This is a genomic window from Cryobacterium tepidiphilum, assembly GCF_003716325.1.
Lineage (GTDB): Bacteria > Actinomycetota > Actinomycetes > Actinomycetales > Microbacteriaceae > Cryobacterium > Cryobacterium tepidiphilum.
Window position 1 is genome coordinate 53561 of record NZ_RDSR01000015.1, and the last position, 15692, is coordinate 69252.

General features: G+C 70.9%; 15 protein-coding genes and 1 pseudogene. 11 read left to right on the top strand and 5 right to left on the bottom strand.

The features are described from left to right. The first annotated feature begins 46 nt into the window (after nt 1-46). Both nrdR and EEJ31_RS09740 read left to right on the top strand, forming a co-directional pair. On the top strand, nt 47-556 hold the full coding sequence (gene nrdR / locus EEJ31_RS09735) for a transcriptional regulator NrdR (RefSeq protein ID WP_123046108.1): 510 nt from the start codon (nt 47-49) through the stop codon (nt 554-556). Nucleotides 557-561: 5 nt separating this feature from the next. After that, entirely contained in the window at nt 562-1599 is a 1038-nt protein-coding gene (locus EEJ31_RS09740) for a quinone-dependent dihydroorotate dehydrogenase (protein WP_123046109.1), read from the top strand. 33 nt (nt 1600-1632) lie between these two features. Here EEJ31_RS09740 and EEJ31_RS09745 read toward each other — a convergent pair whose 3' ends face one another. Beyond that, nucleotides 1633-2688, bottom strand: coding sequence for an App1 family protein (locus EEJ31_RS09745; protein WP_233563836.1), 1056 nt, complete (start codon nt 2686-2688; stop codon nt 1633-1635). Nucleotides 2689-2821: 133 nt separating this feature from the next. Between EEJ31_RS09745 and EEJ31_RS09750 the strand changes: the two genes are divergently transcribed. From EEJ31_RS09750 to EEJ31_RS09770, 5 genes are read left to right on the top strand one after another with little or no spacing between them, the layout of a single operon-like run. Further along, nucleotides 2822-3520, top strand: coding sequence for a TetR/AcrR family transcriptional regulator (locus EEJ31_RS09750; protein WP_233563837.1), 699 nt, complete (start codon nt 2822-2824; stop codon nt 3518-3520). Between the two features lie 28 nt (nt 3521-3548). Beyond that, nucleotides 3549-4391, top strand: coding sequence for an ABC transporter ATP-binding protein (locus EEJ31_RS09755; protein ID WP_123046112.1), 843 nt, complete (start codon nt 3549-3551; stop codon nt 4389-4391). Then, complete coding sequence (locus EEJ31_RS09760) at nt 4388-5062, top strand: ABC transporter permease (protein ID WP_123046113.1); 675 nt, start codon at nt 4388-4390, stop codon at nt 5060-5062. Before EEJ31_RS09755 ends, EEJ31_RS09760 begins: the two co-directional genes overlap by 4 nt. Beyond that, the gene (locus tag EEJ31_RS09765) at nt 5059-5748 is read left to right on the top strand and encodes an ABC transporter permease (protein ID WP_123046114.1); all 690 of its coding nucleotides are present in this window, start codon (nt 5059-5061) and stop codon (nt 5746-5748) included. Before EEJ31_RS09760 ends, EEJ31_RS09765 begins: the two co-directional genes overlap by 4 nt. A 31-nt stretch (nt 5749-5779) precedes the next feature. Further along, nucleotides 5780-6709, top strand: a complete 930-nt coding sequence (locus tag EEJ31_RS09770; protein WP_123046115.1) for an ABC transporter substrate-binding protein — start codon at nt 5780-5782, stop codon at nt 6707-6709. Between the two features lie 599 nt (nt 6710-7308). Here EEJ31_RS09770 and EEJ31_RS09780 read toward each other — a convergent pair. Together EEJ31_RS09780 and EEJ31_RS09785 are read right to left on the bottom strand one after the other, a co-directional pair. Further along, nucleotides 7309-8241, bottom strand: coding sequence for a M56 family metallopeptidase (locus EEJ31_RS09780; protein ID WP_123046116.1), 933 nt, complete (start codon nt 8239-8241; stop codon nt 7309-7311). A 6-nt stretch (nt 8242-8247) separates the two neighbouring features. After that, the gene (locus EEJ31_RS09785; RefSeq protein ID WP_123046117.1) at nt 8248-8634 is read right to left on the bottom strand and encodes a BlaI/MecI/CopY family transcriptional regulator; all 387 of its coding nucleotides are present in this window, start codon (nt 8632-8634) and stop codon (nt 8248-8250) included. 112 nt (nt 8635-8746) lie between these two features. Between EEJ31_RS09785 and EEJ31_RS09790 the strand changes: the two genes are divergently transcribed. From EEJ31_RS09790 to cydC, 4 genes are read left to right on the top strand one after another with little or no spacing between them, the layout of a single operon-like run. Next, complete coding sequence (locus EEJ31_RS09790; RefSeq protein WP_123046118.1) at nt 8747-10159, top strand: cytochrome ubiquinol oxidase subunit I; 1413 nt, start codon at nt 8747-8749, stop codon at nt 10157-10159. A 9-nt stretch (nt 10160-10168) separates the two neighbouring features. Continuing rightward, the gene (cydB, locus tag EEJ31_RS09795; RefSeq protein WP_123046119.1) at nt 10169-11194 is read left to right on the top strand and encodes a cytochrome d ubiquinol oxidase subunit II; all 1026 of its coding nucleotides are present in this window, start codon (nt 10169-10171) and stop codon (nt 11192-11194) included. Continuing rightward, nucleotides 11194-12873, top strand: coding sequence for a thiol reductant ABC exporter subunit CydD (cydD, locus tag EEJ31_RS09800; RefSeq protein WP_123046120.1), 1680 nt, complete (start codon nt 11194-11196; stop codon nt 12871-12873). Before cydB ends, cydD begins: the two co-directional genes overlap by 1 nt. After that, nucleotides 12866-14545: a thiol reductant ABC exporter subunit CydC gene (cydC, locus tag EEJ31_RS09805; protein WP_267897619.1), complete on the top strand. Its 1680-nt coding sequence runs from the start codon at nt 12866-12868 to the stop codon at nt 14543-14545. Before cydD ends, cydC begins: the two co-directional genes overlap by 8 nt. A gap of 11 nt (nt 14546-14556) precedes the next feature. On the opposite strand, the gene EEJ31_RS09810 is transcribed toward cydC, so the two are convergent. Together EEJ31_RS09810 and EEJ31_RS13900 are read right to left on the bottom strand one after the other, a co-directional pair. Next, nucleotides 14557-15216, bottom strand: a complete 660-nt coding sequence (locus EEJ31_RS09810; RefSeq protein WP_123046121.1) for a DedA family protein — start codon at nt 15214-15216, stop codon at nt 14557-14559. A 242-nt stretch (nt 15217-15458) separates the two neighbouring features. Further along, a pseudogene (locus tag EEJ31_RS13900) lies at nt 15459-15692 on the bottom strand (HNH endonuclease); the annotation flags it as partial.

Below are 15692 nucleotides of genomic sequence, written 5' to 3' on the forward strand. Positions count from 1 at the left end.
GGCAGCGGGACGCGACAGCGCAGCCACCCAGTAGGCTGGAGGCACGATGTTCTGCCCGTTCTGCCGCCATCCTGACTCCCGCGTCGTCGATTCCCGCACGAGCGACGACGGCTTGTCGATCCGGCGTCGCCGGCAGTGCCCCGAGTGCGGTCGCCGCTTCAGCACCACCGAGACGGCGAGCCTCAACATCATCAAGCGCAGCGGCGTCGTTGAGCCGTTCAGCCGCGAGAAGATCGTGGCCGGCGTGCGGAAGGCCTGCCAGGGGCGTCCGGTGAGCGACGCCGACCTGGCCATGCTCGCGCAGAAGGTCGAGGAGACCATCCGGCAGACCGGGGCGTCGCAGGTCGACGCGAACGACATCGGCCTGGCGATCCTGCCGCCGCTGCGTGACCTCGACGAGATCGCCTACCTGCGGTTCGCCAGCGTGTACCAGGGGTTCGATTCGCTCGACGACTTCGAGAGCGCCATCCGCACCCTCCGCGATGAGCACGAACGCGGCATCCGCCACGTCGCCGGTTCCGCCGGCGACGACGACATCGCCCCCGAAGAACGCTGAGGCCCGTGTACCCGCTGTTGTTCCGCTTCGTGCTGTCCCGGCTCGATCCCGAGCTCGCCCACCACCTCGCGTTCGGGGTGATCCGCGCGCTGCCGCGCCTCGGCCTCGGGCGGCTGGCCCGCGCGTTCACCGAGCCCCGCACCGACCTCTCCGTCGAGACCCTCGGCCTGCGGTTCCGCACCCCGTTCGGCCTTGCCGCCGGGTTCGACAAGGACGGAAAGGGAGTGATCGGCCTCGGCGACCTCGGCTTCGGCCACGTGGAGGTGGGCACCCTCACCGCCGTCGCGCAGCCGGGCAATCCCAAGCCGCGACTGTTCCGCCTGGTGCGCGACCGTGCCGTCATCAACCGCATGGGGTTCAACAACGGCGGCGCCTCGGCGGCCGTGCCACGCCTGGTGCGCGACCGCGCGGCCCGCCGCCGGCCGGTGATCGGCATCAACATCGGCAAGAGCCGGGTCGTCGCCGTGGAAGACGCCACCGCGGACTACCTCACGAGCGCCACCGAGCTCGCGCCGCTGGCCGACTACCTGGTCGTGAACGTCAGCTCGCCGAACACCCCCGGGCTCCGCGGGCTCCAGGAGATCGACCAGCTGGCGCCGCTGCTCTCGGCGGTCAAGGGGGCGGCAGGGTCCACCCCGCTCCTCGTGAAGATCGCGCCCGACCTCGGTGACGGCGAGGTCGACCGGATCGCGCAGCTCGTCGTCGAGCTCGGCCTCGATGGCATCATCGCGACCAACACGACGCTCTCCCGGTCGGGGCTCGAAACGGATGCCGCCACCGTCGCCTCGTGCGGGGCCGGCGGCCTCTCCGGTGCGCCGCTCCACGAGCGCTCCCTCGCCGTGCTGAGGCTCATCCGCAAGCACGTTCCCGCCGAACTCTGCGTCATCTCCGTCGGCGGCGTGGAAACCGCCGAGCAGGTGGCGGAACGGCTGCACGCCGGCGCCACGCTCGTGCAGGGATACACGGCGTTCCTCTACCGCGGGCCGCTCTGGGCGCGCCAGGTCAACCGGGGCCTCGACCGCCTGCTGCAGGCATCCGCCTGACCGGCACCTCGCTGACGCAGGCGACGCGCGCGCTCAGAGCAGGCCGTGTCCCCGCAGCTGCTCAAGGAGACTCGCACCGTCGGGACCGTAGACCCACGGCGCCAGCGGGGTGCCGCGTGCCTCGTCCTTCGAGCGGCCACCGGCCAGCACCGCCTCACCCGCGGAGAGCTGGCGAATGGCGACCGCGCCGACGTTGTCGGGATGGGCGGACTGGAACTCGCTGTAGATGGCCTCGTCGTGCTGGCCGTCGTCCCCGACGAGGATCCAGCGGATGCCGGGAAACTCCGCCGCGAGGCGCACCAGGTTCTCGCGCTTGTGGTCGCTGCCGCTTCGGAACCACCGGTCGTGCGTCGGGCCCCAGTCGGTGAGCAGGAGCGCACCGGCCGGGTACAGGTTGCGGGACAGGAACCGGGTGAGGGTGGGCGCGACGTTCCAGGCGCCGGTCGACAGGTAGATGACGGGAGCGCCGGGCGTCGCGGCCGCGAGGCGTTCCAGCAGCACCGCCATCCCCGGAGTGGGGACCCGCGCGTGTTCATCGAGCACGAAGGTGTTCCAGGCGGCGAGCAACGGACGCGGCAGGGCGGTGACCATGACCGTGTCGTCCACGTCGGACACGATCCCGGCCGACACTTCCGGCCCGACGACGAACACGGGGGCTTCCACTTCCTCGGAGCCCTCCGCCCGCAGGCGCGCGACATGCCAGCCGGGCTGCAGCGCGACGGGGATGACGGCGTCGACGACGCCCCCGCGGTCGGCGTGGACCTCGTGCACCTGGCCGTCCACCTCGATGCGTACGGTGACGTGATTGACGGGGACGCTCGTGAAGCTCCGCCACCCGCGGATGCTCGGTTCGTGGCCCTTCTTCACCCGCTCGCCGGGCTTGGCCGGTTTGGTGAGGAGCACCCGGCAGAGCACGCGAAGCCACGTGGTGGACCCGTACCCGGGATACGGCACGACCACGGGAATGTGGCCGCGGCGCCGGGCGAAACGTTCCCGCACCTCGTGCAGCCAGTCCTCGGCGCGGGCCGCCCGGTGCATGAGCCGCGCCGGCGCCGCGTCTTCCGCGGACGCATCGGTGGGCTTGGGCATCGTCCCAGTCTGTCATGCCTGCACGCGGACGACCGGACCCGCACCGCGGGTGGCCCCCGAGCGGGGCACGGGAAGCGCGGCGGGCGCGACGGCCACAGCCCCTACACTAGTCACGGACCTTCAAGGAGGAAATGTGTCGTTTGACGACCCTTTTGTGCGCGACGGTGAGTCCGGTGGACCCCAGATCCGCACCGAACCCGTCCAGCAGCGAAGCGCCGATCGGTTGAGCGCACTGCTCGACGCGGCCGCGAGCGCGGTGGACGAAGTGGGATTCGACCGGATCACCACCGCCATGATCGCGGAACGTGCCGGCGCATCCATCGGCACGGTGTACCGCTACTACCCCGACCGCGTTGCGGTGCTGCAGGGGCTGCGCGAGCGTGCCGTGCAGCGGTTCCGCGCCAAGGTCGCGGAGGAGCTGTCGGACCGGAAGCCCACCAACTGGTGGGACGCCGTTGACTGCTCGGTGTCGGCGTTCATCACGCTGTACCGCACCGAGCCGGGCTTCCGCATCCTGCACTTCGTCGACCGGGAACGCGCGCCGATCGACGGGTCTGCCGACATCGAATCCGGGTACTTCGCTGCCCGCATGGCCGACATCCTCGCTGAGGAGTTCGGGCTCCCGCACGGGCCGGAACTGAACTTCCGCCTCGAGATCGCGGTCGAGATGGCCGACGCGCTGCTGTCCCGCGCGTTCTACTCCGACCCGCAGGGCGACCAGCGGTTCATCGACGAGGCACGCAGCGTCGTGCACAATTACCTCGTGGGGTACTACGGCACCCCGGCGGATGTCGACGAGGCCTCCGGAGACGGAACGGCCGACTCGGCGTGAGCCGACGCGGAGGGGGTGACAGGCGCACGTGATCGAATTCCGTCATGTGACCAAGCGCTTCCCCGGCGGCACCGTCGCCGTCGAAGACTTCAGCCTGGTGCTTCCCTCCCGCAAGACGACCGTGTTCGCCGGGTCATCCGGCTCGGGCAAGACCACCCTGCTGCGCATGATCAACCGGATGGTCGACCCGACCGAGGGCTCGATCGAGATCGACGGTGTCGACGTGGCCACGGTCGACCCGGTCAAGCTGCGCCGCAGCATCGGCTACGTCATGCAGAGCTCGGGTCTGCTGCCGCACCGCACCGTCGTCGACAACGTCGCCACTGTCCCGCTCCTGCGCCGGGTGCCCCGGCGGCAGGCGCGAACCGACGCCCTCGCGCTGCTGGACACCGTGGGTCTGGACCGGGCGCTCGCCGACCGGTACCCCAGCCAGCTCTCCGGCGGCCAGCAGCAGCGGGTCGGCGTCGCACGCGGCCTCGCGGTCGACCCGAACATCCTCCTCATGGACGAGCCGTTCGGCGCCGTCGACCCGATCGTGCGCTCCGAACTGCAGCAGGAGCTGCTGCGGTTGAAGCGCGAGCTGCACAAGACCATCGTCTTCGTCACGCACGACGTGGAGGAGGCGTTCCTGCTGGGCGACCAGGTGGTCATCCTCCGCGAGGGCGGCCGCGTCGCCCAGGTGGGCTCGCCCGCCGAGATCCTCGCGCGCCCGGCAGACGACTTCGTCGCCCGCTTCGTGGGAGCCGACCGCGGGCGACGCGCCCTCCACGTCGTGACCCAGGACGGCGCCGAGCTCCTCATGGACAGCGAAGGCCGCGTCGCCGGTGTCCTCGGGCACGGGAAGCCCGGCACGGGGGAGCAGCCGCGGTGAACTGGGTGTGGGTCAACCTCGACCTTGTGGCCGGCCGCACCCTCGACCACCTGGTGCTCACCGTGCCGCCGATCATCCTCACCTTCCTGATCGCGGTGCCGCTCGGCACGATCGCCCATCGTTACCGGGCCACGCGCGGCGTCATCCTCACCGCAGGCGGGCTGCTCTACGCCGTCCCCTCGCTGCCGTTGTTCATCATGCTGCCGGCCATCGTCGGCACCAGTATCCGATCACCGCTCAATCTCATCATCGCGCTCACGCTCTACGGCATCGCGCTCATGGTGCGGGTCGTGGCGGATGCGCTGGCCTCCGTCGACACGGGCGTGCGCCAGTCCGCGATCGGCGTCGGGTTCTCGCCCGGCAGCGTCTTCTGGCGTGTCGACCTGCCCCTGGCCGGCCCGGTGCTCCTGGCCGGGATGCGGGTGGTCGCGGTGAGTACCGTGAGCCTGGCCACCGTGGGCGCCGTGATCGGCGTGCAGAGCCTCGGCAGCCTGTTCACCGACGGGTTCCAGCGCGGCATCCAGGAGGAGATCGTCGCCGGCATCGTCGCCACCGTGCTGCTCGCTGTGCTCTTCGACGCCGCGCTCGTGGGACTCGGCCGCCTGCTCATGCCGTGGCAACGTGTGCAAGCAGGCGGCAGTGCCGTGACCCGGGCACGGGAGACGGCATGAACTTCTTCATCGCCGCCATCGCGTGGCTCTTCGATCCGGCGCACTACACCGGCGCCGGCAGCATACCCTCCCGCCTGCTGGAACACCTCGGGTTCACCCTGGTCACCCTCGTGTTCGCGTCGGTGATCGCGATCCCCGCGGGGTACTACATCGGGCACACCGGCCGCGGCCGCCGTGTCGCGATCCTGCTCTCCGGCGGTCTGCGCGCGCTGCCAACCCTCGGCCTGCTGACGCTCGTGGGGCTCTGGGTCGGCATCGGACTCGAGGCGCCGTACGTGGCGCTCACGATCCTCGCGATCCCGCCGATCCTCGCCGGCGCGTACACCGGATTCGAGGCGATCGACCGCGCGACCATCGACGCCGCAACGGCCATGGGAATGTCCGGCGGCCAGGTGGTGCGCAAGGTCGAGATGCCGCTCGGGCTCCCGCTGCTGATCGGCGGGCTGCGCTCGGCGACGCTGCAGGTGGTCGCCACGGCGACGCTCGCCGCCTACATCGCCGACGTGGGACTCGGCCGACCGGTGTTCGAGGGCCTGAAGACGAACAACTACGACGAGATGCTGGCCGGCTCCATCCTGGTGATTCTGCTCGCCCTCGTGCTCGAGGGAATCTTCGCGCTGGCCACACGGTTAGCATTACGGGTGGTTCCGACCGCCTCAGGGCTCCAGCCCGACCTCACCCGCTGATGGGGAGACCCATCCTGAAAGGATGACAATCATGTTCACATCGAAACGACGCGCCCTGGGCCTGGTTGCGGGAGTTGCCGGAATGGTGGTTGCCCTCAGCGGATGCGCATCCGCCGACCCCATCAAGGGCGACACGGCGCCCAGCAGCTCCGGCGACACGACGACGCTCGTGGTCGGATCGCAGGACTACTACTCGAACGAGATCGTCGCGGAGATCTACGCCCAGGCCCTGGAGAACAACGGCTACAACGTGGAACGCGACTTCCGCATCGGCGTGCGCGAGGTGTATCTGCCCGACCTGGAGGCCGGGAAGATCGACGTGTTCCCCGAGTACACCGGGAGCCTGTTGCAGGCGCTCGACAAGAACGCCAAGGGGGGCACCAAGGAGGAGGTGCACGACGCGCTCGCCGACGCCGTGCCCGACACGCTGCGCGTGCTCGACGCGGCCGGGGCATCCGACCAGAACTCCTGGACGGTCACCGAGGACTTCGCGAAGAAGTACAACCTCACCGACCTGGCCTCGCTGAAGAACGTGACCGAGCCGATCACCGTGGGCGGAAACTCCGAACTGCAGACCCGCCCCTACGGCCCGAAGGCGCTCAAGGAGAAGTACGGCATCGATATCGCGGGCTTCACCCCGGTCGAGGACAGCGGCGGACCGCTCACCGTCAAGGCGCTTGTCGACGGCGACATCCAGCTCGCCAACATCTACACCGCCGACCCGAACATCAAGTCGAACCACCTGGTCGCCCTCAAGGACCCCGACGGCCTGTTCTTCCCCGACAACATCGTGCCGGTGGTGTCGAAGAAGGTGGACGACAAGGCGATCGACATCCTCAACACCATCAGCGGTGCGCTGGGTGAGGGCGAGCTCGTGGACCTGAACTCCGAGAGCGTCAACGACAAGAAGCAGGCCGACGTGATCGCCTCCGAGTGGCTGAAGGAGAAGAACCTCTTCTAGCCGCCAGCATCGCGCTTGATCGCGCCCGTTTCGGCGAACCGCGCCCGCAGGAGCGGTAGCGGTTCGCCGTTCGGGTCGCGCTCGACGAGCGGCAGCGGGCCGGGCACCGGATGCCGCGGCGGGTGTCCGCCGCGTTCGGGTCGCCCGTCCCGCCCCGTTTCGGCCGGCCGACCCCGTTTCGGCGGAGCGCACCCGCAGGAGCGGTAGCGGTTCGCGGACTGGGTCGCGTTGAACGGGCGGCAGCGGGCCAGGCAACGGATGCCGCGGCCAGTGCCCGCGCCGACCCCGTGTCGGCCCGCCGCCGTTTCGGTGGGCTGCCGCCGAGCGCCCTGCATCCGCCGAGCGCCCTGCCTCCGCCGAGCGCCCTGCCTCCGCGCGCCGCACCCCGTCTAGCGCGCCGCACCCCGTGGAGCCGGCCGCACCTTGTTCAGCGCGCCGCGTCCTGTTCGGCGGAGTGCGCCTGCCCGAGCTGTAGCGGATCGCCGAACGGATCGCGCTGGACGAGGGGAGCGGATCGCCGAACGCGGCGCCGCGCCGGCGCGAGCCGTCGGCGCGGGCGGTCGGCGCGGGCGGTCGGCGCGGGCGGCGGAGCCGCAGCGTCAGGCCAGCAGCAGGAGCGCGGTGGGCACGGCGAGGAGGGCCGTGGCCACGGCGAGCACGGCGGCGCGTGCCGGGAGTGGGAGCGGCTCCTGGCCCAGGCGGCGCACGCGCGGGGTGACCATGTCGGCCGGGTGGGCCGCCTCGGAGAGCGGGGCGAGGGCATCCGTCGGCGCGCCGGGGTCGCCGGCCGTTCCCACGAGCACGATGGCCCGGGCCAGTGTGCCGTCATCGACGACCCGGCGGGCCTGGTCGTCGGCGAGCATCTCGACCAGGAGCGCCACCGCGTTCTCCGCCCGGTTCGCGATCGGGAACCACGGCAGCGCGCTGTGCCACGACTTGAAGGCCAGCAGCACCGTGTGGTGCTGCTGGCGCAGGTGGGCCTTCTCATGCGCGATGACGGCGCGCAGTTCGTCGGAGGTGAGGAGGTCGAGCATGCCGGCGGACAGCACCGTAATCGAGCGCGTGGCCCCGGGCAGGCAATAGGCGATTGGAGCGGCGTGGTCGATGACCCGGGTGCCCGCGTGTTCCGGATAGGGCTGGCTCAGGAGCTCAACGAGGGTGAGGTGACGTCGGCGCTGCCGTTCGCTGCGGATGACGGTGGCGATGAGGTTCAGCAGCAGGTGCGTGCCGAGGATCACCGCGCAGCACAGTGCGAAGACATGCTCGAAGCCGGCACCCGGGGGAAGCCGCGTGTCGACGGCCGCCCGGCCGAGCGCCGCGAGGCCGCGGCCCGGGGTCGCGCCGAACGGGATCAGGCCGTAGGCGAGCAGGGCGCCGATCATCGACAGTCCGCCGGCGAGCGCGACCGCCTGCCACAGTGCGAGCGCGGTGCCCGGTGCGCGCGCCGTCCAGCGCGCCCGTGCGAGCAGGATGGGAACCGGCCAGGCCAGGGCGAGGGTGAGCAGGGCGAGGATGACCGCTGCGTGGAGCACGAGGCGTCAGGCGTGCTGGCTGGGGATGCCGCCCAGGAGCTGACGCAGGGTCTGCGCTTCCTGCGGGCTGACGTTGCCGATGAACCGGGCGAGGGCCGCCTCGCGGTCCGGTGCCGTGCCGAGCACCTCGTGCATGAGCTCGGCGGTGTGCTCCGCCCGCGAGGTGACCGCGCGGTACTGGTGTGGCCGGAGCCCGCGGTCGCGGCTCACGAACCCCTTGTTCTCCAGCCGGGACAGCACGGTCAGCACGGTGGTGGTCGCGAGTTCCTTGCGCGCGGTCGTCACGGCGGTCGCGGCGGCGAGGCGGTCGCGAAGCGCGGTCGCGGAGAGCGCCTGCGGGGTGTCCCACAGCACGTCCATGATCGCGCGTTCCAGTTCGCCCAGGCTTGCCATGGCGTCAGTTTAGCCGAACTCCGCGTCGCGTTCTACGAAATGTAGAAACGGTTGTTCTACGTTCTGTAGAAGAGTAGTGTTCTACGTGACGTAGAAGAATGTGGGAGGCACCATGAACGACTGGCTGGACCCGCTGCTGCTGTCGCGCTGGCAGTTCGGGCTCACGACCATCTATCACTTCCTGTTCGTGCCGCTCACGATCGGGATGGCGTTCACGGTCGCGGTCTTCCAGACCTGGTGGGTGCGCACGGGGCAACTGGCGTACCGGAGGCTCACGCACTTCTTCGGCACAATCTTCCTGATCAACTTCGCCATGGGGGTCGTCACCGGCATCGTGCAGGAGTTCCAGTTCGGCATGAACTGGTCGGACTACTCGCGCTTCGTCGGTGACGTGTTCGGGGCGCCGCTGGCCTTCGAGGGCATCGTCGCCTTCTTCCTCGAGGCGACCTTCATCGGGCTGTGGATCTTCGGCTGGGACAAGCTGCCCCGGCTCGTGCATCTGGCCACCATCTGGCTGGTGTCGCTCGGCAGTATCGCCTCGGCCTACTTCATCATCGCCGCCAACGCCTTCATGCAGAACCCGATCGCGTTCCGCATCAACGAGGCGAAGGGACGGGCCGAGCTCACCTCCATCGGCGAGCTGCTCTGGAACCCGATCGCCCGGGCCGCATTCCCGCACACCATCTTCGCCTGCTTCATGGTCTCGGCCGGCCTCATCATCTCCGTCGCCGCCTGGCACCTCGCCCGCCGGCAGAACCTCGACACCATGCGCCCCGCCCTGCGCTTCGGCCTCTGGATGATGGTGATCGCGGGCATCGGCACCACGGTCATGGGCGACCAGCTCAGCCTCGCGATGGTGGAGGCACAGCCGATGAAGATGGCGGCCGCCGAGGCGCTCTACAACACGGCGACCGGCGCCGACGCATCCTTCTCGCTCTTCACCCTCGGCACGCCCGACGGCGTGCACGAGCTCTTCTCGATCCGCATCCCGTACCTGCTCTCGTTCCTGTCGACGCACAGCCTGGACGGCACGGTGGAGGGCATCAACGACCTGCAGGCGCAGTACGTGCAGCTCTACGGCCCGGGCGACTACACGCCCATCATCTGGATCACCTACTGGTCGTTCCGGTGGATGATCCTGCTCGGCGTGCTCCACATCCTCGTCGCGGTCGCCGGCCTCTGGCTCACGCGTGGGGGTCGCGCGCCGCGGAACGCCTGGGTGTGGCGTGCGGCCGTCTGGAGCTTCCCCCTCTCGCTCGCGGCGATGATCGTCGGCTGGGTGTTCACCGAGATGGGCCGGCAACCGTGGCTGGTCTTCGGCCTGCTGAAGACGGCCGACGGCGTCTCGCCCGGCGTCAGCGGCCTTGAGGTGCTCATCTCGCTTGCCGCGTTCACGCTCATCTACGGCAGCCTCGCCGTCGTCGAGTTCCGGCTGATCATCAAGGCCGTGAAGAAGGGGCCGGATGCGTCACCGCCGGCCGACGAGGAGTCCAGCGACGTCCGCCGCCCGGCCACCGTCTACTAGGAGAGCATGATGGACCTTCCCACCCTCTGGTTCTGGATCATCGGCGCGCTGTTCGTCGGCTACTTCGTGCTCGACGGCTTCGACTTCGGCGTCGGCATGTCGCTGCCGTTCCTCGGCCGCGACGACACCGACCGCCGAGTGCTCATCAACACCATCGGCCCGATCTGGGACCTCAACGAGACCTGGCTGATCGTGGCGGGCGCGTCGTTGTTCGCGGCCTTCCCCGAGTGGTACGCCACCATGTTCAGCGGGTTCTACCTGGCGCTGCTTCTGATCCTGCTCGCCCTGATCCTCCGCGGCGTCTCGTTCGAATACCGGCACCAGCGACCCGAGGCGTCATGGAAGCGTCGGTTCGACACCATGATCGTCATCGGCTCCGTCGTGCCGGCGTTCCTGTGGGGCGTCGCCTTCGCCAACGTCGTGCGCGGGGTGCCCCTCGACGCAGACCACGACTACATCGGCACCTTCGTGGGCCTGTTGAACCCGTACGCGTTGCTCGGCGGCCTCACCACGCTGTTGCTGTTCTTCACCCACGGACTGGTGTTCGTCGCGCTGAAGACGGAAGGCGGCATCCGTGACCGCGCGCGGCGCCTCGCGATGCCGGCCGGCCTCGTCGCGATCATCGCAGCCGCCGTCTTCCTCGCCTGGACGACGCTTGCCTACGGGTCGCCGCTCAGCGCCGTGATCGCCGTGGCGGCCGCCGCCTTGCTCATCGGCTCGGCCGTCGCCAACCTGCGAGGAAAGGAGGGCTGGGCGTTCGGCCTCATGGCGGCCACGACCGCGCTGGCCGTGGCCACCCTGTTCGCCTCGCTCTTCCCGGATGTGATGCCGGCCAGCAACAATGCCGCCTACTCGCTCACCATCGAGAACGCCGCCTCCACGCCCTACACCCTCGGCGTGATGAGCTGGACGGCGCTGTTCGCCCTGCCCGTGATCCTGCTCTACCAGGGCTGGTCGTACTGGGTGTTCCGGAAGCGGATCGGACGCTCCTTCATCGAAGGCGCCGGGGCGAGCACGGCGGGCGCGCTGCACTGATGCGACCCCTGGATCCGCGGCTTCTCCGGCACGCCTCGGCCGCACGCCGATTCCTGGCCGCCGGGGCCGTGATCGGCGTCGCGCACACGGTCGTGGTGATCTGCGGCGCGTGGCTGCTCACCCGCTGCATCGTGCTCGCGGTGGACGGGAGGGGCCTGACCGCCGTGTCGCCGGTGATCGGGCTGCTGGCCGCGGCGGTCGTCGCCCGGTCGGTGCTCACCTGGCTGCAGGACCTCGCCGCAGCGCGGGCCGCCTCCGAGGTCAAGCGGCAGCTGCGCGCCCGCGCACTCGACGCGCTCGCCGCCGGGGGACCGGCGCGCATCGCCGGGCGCCATTCCGCGCACGTCACCACGGTGCTGACCGGCGGGCTGGATGCCCTCGACACCTACTTCTCGCGGTACCTTCCGCAGCTGCTGCTCACGGCGATCGCCACCCCTCTCCTGGTGGCCGTGATCCTCTGGAACGATCCCGCCAGCGGTGTGACCGTCATTCTCGCCCTCCCGCTCATCCCGGTGTTCATGGTGCTCGTCGGCTGGCGCACGCAGGCGGCGCAGCAGGAGCAGTGGCTGGCGCTGCAGCGGCTCGCCAGCGGATTCCTCGACGTCATCGGCGGGCTCGCCACACTGAAGATCTACGGGCGGGAGCACCGGCAGCCCGCCCGGCTCCGAGCGATCACCGAGGAGTACCAGGGGCGCACCATGGGCGTGCTCCGGGTGTCGTTCCTCAGTGGATTCGTGCTCGAACTGGCCGCGAGCCTCTCCGTGGCGCTCGTGGCCGTCTCGATCGGGCTGCGCCTGGTCGACGGGCAGCTTCCCTTCGCCACCGGCCTGTTCGTGCTGCTGCTGGCACCGGAGGCCTTCCTGCCGCTGCGCCAGGTGGGCGCCCAGTTCCACGCCGCCGCCGACGGCATCGCCGCCGCCGACGAGGTCTTCGCCCTCCTCGCCCCCGCGCCCGCGCCCGCCGTTGCTCACTCGCGGCCGGGGGTGCGGGGGAATGAGAGCGAGGGGCGAGCGGAGGCGGGCGTGCGGTTCGAGGGCGTGCGGTTCGAGGGCGTGGTTGTGCGGGCGAGAGTGACGAGCGAACCCGTCACGGCGCACGTTCGGCCGGGGGAGCTCAGCGTCATCGCAGGACCGAGCGGCGCCGGCAAGACGACCCTCCTGCGGGCGCTCGCCGGGTTCGTGCCGTTCGACGGCCGCATCAGCAGGAACGGGATGCCCGTCGGCCAGGACGACACACGCGGCTGGCTCGCCTGGGCCGGCCAGAGGCCGCAGCTGTTCTCCGGAACGGTCGCCTCGAACGTCACGCTGGGGGCGGCATCCGTTGACCTGCCCCTGCTGCAGAGAGCCCTCGCGCTCGCCGGCATCCCGAGCATCGACCCGGCCCGCACGGTGGGCGGCTCCGCGTCCGGCCTCTCCGGTGGCCAGGCGCAGCGGGTCGCCGTCGCCCGCGCCTGTTACCGGGCCCTGGCGAACGGATGCGACGTGGTCGCCCTCGACGAGCCCACCTCGGCCCTCGACGACGAGGCCGAGGCCGCCCTCCTGCGGGGCCTGCGTGCGCTCGCCCAAGCCGGCCGGGCCGTCATCGTCGTAAGCCACCGTCCCGCCGTGCTCGCGGCCGCCGACGCGGTGGTCCACGTAGGAGAGACCGCAGCGCGCGCCCTGGAGGCGGCCCGTGCCTGAGCAGACGCCCCGCATCCGGCCGATCCTGCGGTTGGCCACGCCGCCTGCGCGGGCGATGGCCCCTGCCCTCACCGCCGGAGCACTGGCCGCAGCAGCCGCCGTGGCCCTGCTCGCGGCATCCACCTGGCTCATCACGCGCGCCGCGGAGCAGCCGCCCGTGCTGTTCCTGTCGATGGCGGTCGTCGCGGTGCGCGCCTTCGCCCTGGCGCGTGCGGTGTTCCGCTACCTCGAACGCCTCGCCGGTCACGGCGCCGCCTTCACGCAGCTGTCGTCGCTGCGCGTGGGTGTTGTCGCCCGGATTCTGCCGATCGCCCCGGCCGGTCTCGGCGCGGCTGCACGGGGCGACGTGCTCAGCCGGCTGGTGCGCGACGTCGACGACCTCGCCGACTTCCCGCTGCGGGTCATCGCGCCGCTCGTCACCACCGCGCTGGTCTCCGTTCTGAGTGTGGCCGCCGTGTGGTTCGTCGCGCCCTCGGCCGCCGTGGCGCTCGCCGCCTGGCTCGTGCTCTCCGCGATCGTCGGTTCCGCCGGCACCGCGGCGCTCGCCGCGCGTGCGGAACGGCACATCGCACCGCTCCGTGGCGAGCTGGCCGACCGCGTGCTCGAGATCATCGAGAACCTGGACGTGCTCTCCGCGTACGGCGCCCTCGACGAACGGATGCAGGCGGTGCGAGCCCTCGACGCGCGGCTCCGGCGCGCCTCCCTCCGCCGCTTTCTCGGCGCCGGCCTGCAGGCCGCGCTCGCGTCGCTCTTCGGCGGCGCGGCTGTGGTGTCGGCACTGCTCCTCACCGCCTCCGCGGGGCTGAGCGGCCCGGTCCTCGCCGTCGTCGTGCTGGTGCCGCTGGCCGTGTTCGAGGTGGCCGGTGCGGTGCCCGCGGCGCTCGCCTCCTGGCGGCAGGTGCGAGCGAGCGCCGAACGCGTCGCCGCCGTCGCGCCGAGCGTCGTTCCGGCCGGGATACCCGTCGACCGCCCCGACGCGATCTCACGCCCCGCCGACCCACTGGCCCCGCTCCTCGAGCTGCACGACGTGGCCGTCACCTGGCCAGACGAGCCGGTGCCCGCCGTCAGCGGTGTCAGCGTCACGGTGCACGCCGGTGACCGGTTGGTCGTCACCGGCCCGAGCGGCGTCGGCAAGACCAGCCTGGCGTTGGCGCTCGTGCGTTTCCTCGAGTATCGGGGCTGCTACCGGGTGCAGGGCGTAGAGGCGCGCGACCTGCCGCAGGCCGCGGTGCGCCGGGTGGTGGGTCTGTGCGAGCAGGACCCGTGGCTCTTCGACAACAGCATCCGCCAGAACCTGCTCTTCGCCCGTGACACGGCGACGGATGACGAGCTGCTCGCGGTCCTGGGGCGGGTGGGCCTGGCCGGCTGGGTCGCCGAGCGCGGCGGCCTGGACGCCCGCGTGGGGGAGCGCGGCGCGCTCGTGTCAGGCGGGCAGGCGCAGCGGATCGCCGTGGCCCGCGCGCTCCTGGCCGATTTCCCGGTGCTCGTGGTCGACGAGCCGACGGCGAACGTCGACGCGGCGCAGGGGGAGTCGCTGCTGCGTGACATCGCCGCGGCAGCCGGTACGAAGCGTGCGGTGGTGTTCATCTCGCACGCGCCCGTGCCGCCCGAGCTGGTCACGGCCCGCCTCGACATGGCTGCCGCGCGGCATCCGCTGCCCGCACCGGTCTGACCGGCCGGACGTCACTGCATGCGGGACGTGTCGTCGTGCTCCATGTGGCGCGCCTCTCGGCGGGCCAGCCACTTCTTCACAACGAAGACCAGCAGCACGAACGCGACGATCGCGCCCACGAAGAGGATGCCGGCGAAGTGCAGGTCGCCGGAGAGCTCCCGGTAGCCGCCCGCCGCAGCGGAGCCGACGCCCACGTAGGCCACCGACCACAGGATGCAGGCCGGGATGGTCCAGGCCATGAACCGCCGGTACCGCATGCCGCTCATGCCGACCGTGAGTGGGATCAGGGAGTGGAACACCGGCAGGAAGCGGGAGAGGAACACGGCGAAGCCGCCGCGCCGTCGCAGGTAGTTCTCCGCGCGCACCCAGTGGTGCTTGCCCAGGCGGCGACCGAGCCTGCTGCCCTGGATGCGAGGGCCGAAGTACCGGCCCAGGGCGAAACCGACCGTCTCGCCGGCGAGTGCACCGCCGATAACCGCGAGCACCAGGGCGATGAACTGCAGCACGCTCTCGACGCCGGTGCTCGAGACGATCACGATGGTGTCGCCGGGAACGATGAGCCCCACGAGCACGCTCGTCTCGAGGAACATCCCGAGTGCGCACAGCAGGGTGCGCAGCAGCGGGTCGACCGCCGACACGCTCTCGAGCACCCAGCTGAGGACGTCGTTCACGCGATCCACCCTAGGGCGTGCTGCTGGGCGAAACCTAGACCCGCGAGGGGCGCCCTTCGGTGCCCGGCTCGCAGGACTTCGGGGTGGCCCCGCCAGAGGGAGGAAGCCCGTGACCGGTGCCAGGGCGGCGACCGGTGCCAGTGCGTGACCGGCGCGAGGGCGGTGACCGGTGCCAGGGCGGTGACCGGTGCCAGCGCGTGACCGGCGCGCTCCGGTCCATCCCGATTCCGGGACGCCGGCGGTCAGGCGGTTTCCTGCCCGGCCCGCTGCCCGAACGGCTTGATGGGGTTGCCGGGCTTCAGGGTGGTGTTGCTTTTCATGCGGATGGGTGTCTGTTGCGGGTCGATCGCTTTGGGTGGGATGAGCCAGTACTGGTTGTTGCCTCTCCGTTCGATGCGCCAGCCCTGGTTGTGGAGTCGGAGGTGGTCGCGTTTGCAGAGGAGGATGCCGTCTTTGATGTCGGTGCGTCCGCCGTG